Here is a 4,054-nt window from a genome sequence, read left to right as displayed (position 1 = left end):
CGGCACCGGCGCCCACCGCTGCCGGCGTCGCCGCGGCCGCGGTCGGAGCCGCCGCCGTCGCCGTGGTGGCGGCCGGGGCCGCCGGTTCGCCGGCCGTCCCGGCGGGCCGGGGACGCGGCCGGAAACGTGTGACGGGCGCGTCGAGGTCCAGCCATCCCGAGGTCGAGCCGTCCCACACCGACCCGTCGCCGAAATAGCGTGGAGTCAGGTATTCGAATTCCTGGCTGCCGCCCATCAGATGGTCCACCGCGGTGAGATAGGCACGCACGTCCGCGCGTTCGCCGAGTGGCCCGGACAGCAGCTTGTCGCGGGCCTCGACATACGCCTTCTCATGGTGCGCGACCAGTTCGCACAGCTGGTTGACGGCGTCCTGGAGGCTGAGCCCGTCCCGTTCGATCAGGACCCGCACCACGGTCATCTTGTCGTCCTGCGCGTGTTCCTTCCGCCAGGACAGCAGGTCGTTGATTATGATCATCTGCCGGCGGCAGTGGAGGTGGACCTCGACGAGCTGCGGCAGCAGGCCGCTCATGTCCACGGCCGTGCCGTATTCCGTCATCAGCTCGATGAAGTCGCAGCCGAAACTGTCCAGCCGTACCGCCAGGCAGCTTTCGTAGTCCGGGACGCTGTCGGTCAGCTTGGCGTGGATCTCCGTGGCGCACCCGCGCAGGAACGCCTCCAGCGCGGCGGTGAACCGGGAGATCTGGGCCGGGCTGAGGCCGGGGCTGATCCGTCGCCACAGGTCCCTTGCCGCCCGGCCGTAGGCGGAGTTGTCGGCCGGGCCGCCGCCACGGCCGTCACCGCGGCCGTCGTCGCCGTCGCCGTCGGCGCGGAAGTCGGCAAGGATGCCGGTGAAGATCTCTCTGGCCGCGGTGTCGTCGGCGCCGAGGGCCGACCGGTCCGAGACGAAGCTGTCGATCACCGTCACGTACTGGTACCAGTCGGCGATGTCGACGGCCCGCTGTTCGTCGGCGTCCGGCACGGTGAGCGGGCCGTAGATCCCGTTCCGTTGGCGCAGGAAGAACAGCAGGTCCTCCTCGGTCGCGAAACACTCGCCGAGGTATGCCCGCACCCAGCCGTTGGAGGCGAACTCGATCTGCGCGGCTTTCGGATGATAGGCGAACGGGAGGGAACGCGGCAGCTCGGGGAGAAAGAACTCCCGCGCGGACGGTGTGAGCGCGTCGGACGGGGTCGCCACCAGGCCTGTTTCCATGATCACTCCTCATCTGATGCCGGCGTGCTGAACAGGCCGTCCCACGGTTCCAGCGGACGGCGGGCAGCTTTCTCGTTTTGTGGATGGCCCATGGGCGGGCATACCGGTGCCCGCGCCGGGGAACGGGCACCGGTATGCGGCGTGAATTCCCTGTGTGAACACAGGAAAGCCGTGGGTGTGGGCCCGGCTTGCAATCGTGGCGCCGGCGGGTATGGCCGGGAGGCTCGTATTCCGGGTACCGCCGGGCCCGCGGATGCCAGGTGAGCATCGGTCGCCGCGCACACGGCCGCCGGTGTCAGGTGCTGGGTCTGTGCCCCGGCCGTGACCGGCCTGTTTCGTGGTGATGGCGTCGTGCCTCCACGAAATAGCTGGTACTCCCGGTGCGGCGTGCTGTTCCCGGCATCGGGGCAGGGCCCTGGGACAGCGCGGATAATGATCGGAAGAAGGGCCTGTCCGATGATGCGGGTGGATGTGCCTGCTGTTGGGCGCGGTGGTTCCCGCCACCTTTCCGGGTGGCGCGGGAGATCAAGAAGTCATGGCCGATAAACGACTCCGGTCGAAAAGGTCGGGGACACTGGCGGGGCGAGGTTCCCGGAATGGGGCTGGATCAAAGTTGCTGGCCGCCCCGCCGTTGGAGCCGTCCCGCTTTCGTTGATCGAACGAACCGCGCAGGGCAGAGAGTACCATGAAATCCGCATGTGCGGAAGTGACACATCAAAAGATCCGTGGATACGTAAATTTAACCGGAGAAGCTCCGCGGATGAGTATGTGCATATTGCATGATCGTAATAACGGAAAGTAATGTCCGTGGATTGGAAAGGCGTTGGCCAACATGCCTTCGGAAAAACCCGTCCCGTTGTCGGTGCTCGACCTCGTGCCGCTCACCTCGGGCTCGACGGCCGGGAACGCGTTGCGCAACGTGTTCGATCTTGCGCGGCACGTCGAGCGTTTCGGCTATGCCCGGTACTGGTTCGCCGAGCACCACCTGGCCCCGAGCGTCGTATCCGCCGCGCCCGCTGTCCTGATCGCCCTGGTCGCGGCCGCCACCCAGCGGATCCGGGTCGGGTCGGGGGCGGTGCAGACGGCCTACCAGACACCGGTCGTCATCGCCGAGCAGTTCGGGACGATCGCGCACATCCATCCCGGGCGCGTTGATCTCGGGCTGGGCCGTTCGAGTGTGGGCAGGTTCGCCGGCGCGGCCGCCGGGACCGCCGGGACCGCCGGAACCGCCACGAGCCCGGCTGCCGGGCCATCGGCGACGGCCGGGCGGCCCGCGTCCCGGCCCCGGGTGGTCGACGGCCTGCTCATCCCGGCGCCACCGACGTTCCTGTTCGACCCCCGCCGCCTCCGCCAGCAGCTGGAGCTGGCCGGATACCGGGAGGGCGCGGACGACGACTACACGCGGCAGGTCCGCGACATCCAGGCGTTCGTCCGCGGCGATTACCTTACCCCCAGCGGTGTGCACCTGCGGGCGCCCGCCGCGGAGGGCGCCGACGCGCAGCTGTGGATCTGCGCGGTGAGGGCCGGGGAAAGCGCGCGGACCGCCGGTGAGCTGGGACTGCCGCTGGCCGCCAACTATCATTCGATGCCGTCCGCCGTGCTCGACACGGTCGCGGCGTACCGCGCCGCCTTCCGGCCGTCGCGGACGCTGCGGGAGCCGTACGTCATGGTTTCCGCGGATGTCGTCGTCGCCGAGGACGCCGTAGCCGCCCGCCGGCTGGCCAGCGGCTACGGCGCGTGGGCGGCCAGTATCCGTCGAGGCGAGGGCATCACCCCGTACCTCACGCCAGCCGAGGCAGCGGCCTACCCGTGGACGGAACAGGAACGCGCGACCGTCGCGGACAGGATCGACACCCAGTTCGTCGGCTCGCCCGCGACCGTCGTCCGCAGCCTGCGCACGTTGTGTGACGTAACTGGGGCCGACGAACTGCTCATCACCACGGTCACCCACGATCACACCGACCGGGTCCGGTCCTACGAACTGCTCGCCCAGGCCTGGTCACAGCCCACCTGACGGAAGCCACCCGGGTGAGGCCATCGCGGCACGGCGAGATCTGGACCGTACGCCGGTCGGCACCGTTTGATCCCGCCTGCATTATGCAGGCATTATGTAGGCATGCCTATTGCTGTGACGATCCGCGACGTGCCGGAAGACGTCCGAGACGCGCTGGGCCGGTATGCCCAGCAGCAGGGCCAGTCCCTCCAGGCTTTCCTGCTCGCGCTGCTCACCCGCCAGGCCCGATTCGCCTGGAACCAGGGGATTCTGGCCGCCGTCGGGCGTGAGCTCGAGGCAGGGGGCGGCGCCGGCATCACGGCTCCGGACGCCGCGCACGTTCTCGCGGCCGCCCGTGCCGAGCGCGACAGTCAGCCGTTCGCTGCCGGCGACATGGAGTGATCGTCGTCGATGCCTCCGTCCTGGCGAACGCGCTCGTCTACGCTGACGACCGTGGTCGCCGGGCACGGGTGGCCCTGGAGCGTGACACCGAGTGGGCCGCGCCCGAACACTGGCAGGTCGAGGTGTTCTCCGTGATACGAGGGCTCGCACTCGGAAAAAAGATCAGCGATGATCTGGCGCACCGCGCCGTCGCGCGCCTCTCGCAGCTCGGCATCGACTCCGTACCTGTGGATCTTCTGCTGGCGCGCATGTGGCAACTGCGGTCTGGTGTCAGCGCGTACGACGCCGCGTACGTCGCCCTCGCGGAGGCTCGGGACCTCACGTTGGTGACCTCGGATGCCCGGCTGGCAAAGGCTGCGACGCTGTTCTGCGCCGTGCGCCTGATCGCGTAACGATCTTCTTGTGCTGGACGGGGCAGCGTCCGCCGGCGGATGGCGGCGGGCGTGGGT

4 protein-coding genes are annotated in these 4,054 nt (G+C 69.0%); 3 read left to right on the top strand and 1 reads right to left on the bottom strand.

Annotation, left to right across the window (positions count from 1 at the left end):
- Positions 1 to 1,210 (bottom strand): terpene synthase family protein (locus AC5LUJ_RS19850; RefSeq protein WP_493465491.1); only part of this gene is annotated, 1,210 nt, incomplete at its 3' end.
- Positions 1,211 to 2,042: 832 nt separating this feature from the next.
- Here AC5LUJ_RS19850 and AC5LUJ_RS19845 point away from each other — a divergent pair.
- The 3 genes from AC5LUJ_RS19845 to AC5LUJ_RS19835 all read left to right on the top strand — a co-directional run bounded on the left by AC5LUJ_RS19845 (position 2,043) and on the right by AC5LUJ_RS19835 (position 3,997).
- Positions 2,043 to 3,224 (top strand): LLM class flavin-dependent oxidoreductase, encoded by a 1,182-nt coding sequence (locus AC5LUJ_RS19845; RefSeq protein WP_250284546.1) that lies wholly within the window; start codon positions 2,043 to 2,045, stop codon positions 3,222 to 3,224.
- Between the two features lie 102 nt (positions 3,225 to 3,326).
- Positions 3,327 to 3,605, top strand: coding sequence for a FitA-like ribbon-helix-helix domain-containing protein (locus AC5LUJ_RS19840; RefSeq protein ID WP_250284545.1), 279 nt, complete (start codon positions 3,327 to 3,329; stop codon positions 3,603 to 3,605).
- The gene (locus AC5LUJ_RS19835) at positions 3,602 to 3,997 is read left to right on the top strand and encodes a type II toxin-antitoxin system VapC family toxin (RefSeq protein WP_250284544.1); all 396 of its coding nucleotides are present in this window, start codon (positions 3,602 to 3,604) and stop codon (positions 3,995 to 3,997) included. Before AC5LUJ_RS19840 ends, AC5LUJ_RS19835 begins: the two co-directional genes overlap by 4 nt.
- Positions 3,998 to 4,054: the final 57 nt, after the last annotated feature.

Source organism: Protofrankia sp. CiP1_Cm_nod3, assembly GCF_982290655.1.
This window is presented reverse-complemented; position numbering and strand designations above follow the sequence as displayed.

What these genes read in the sequence shown, in the direction of transcription:
- AC5LUJ_RS19845 (WP_250284546.1), top strand. Translation starts at nt 2,043, where the DNA reads ATGCCTTCGGAAAAACCCGTCCCGTTGTCGGTGCTCGACCTCGTGCCG.
- AC5LUJ_RS19840 (WP_250284545.1), top strand. Translation starts at nt 3,327, where the DNA reads ATGCCTATTGCTGTGACGATCCGCGACGTGCCGGAAGACGTCCGAGAC.